The following is a 351-nucleotide window of genomic DNA, read 5'->3' on the forward strand; positions in this document are numbered from 1 at the left end:
GATCGGTTTCGACGGTAGTTGTCCAGCAAGGGGAAGCGGGCCGAGAAGCCAGAGTCATCTCGTTAACGTCCTCTGGAAACCAATAAGTGCCGAATCCAAGCGCACTGACTTCGCTCTCGCTGCCTGATCAGCGTTAGCAGTCTGGAACCCCGGGCTTGCTCCTGACCCGGATCGTTCCATCATCTAAGGAGCCACTGCTGCCGACCCTCGTCATCGGGGAAGGATGAACACTTCAGAGTGACTGAGTCCGTCGACGACGTGTTCGTGCGAGCGTCGGGACTGAGAAAACGATAATACGGACTGCGCCCGGAGAAGCTCTTGCTCCGCACTATCGGACGCGGGTTCGATTCC

The 351-nt window shown here is 57.8% G+C and carries 1 other RNA gene; it reads left to right on the top strand.

The annotated features are described in order from the left end of the window. Position 1 precedes the first annotated feature (1 nt). Positions 2-351: a transfer-messenger RNA gene (gene ssrA / locus DBV08_RS32140) on the top strand; the annotation flags it as partial.

It is taken from the genome of Rhodococcus sp. KBW08, from assembly GCF_003852455.1.
GTDB lineage: Bacteria > Actinomycetota > Actinomycetes > Mycobacteriales > Mycobacteriaceae > Rhodococcus_F > Rhodococcus_F baikonurensis.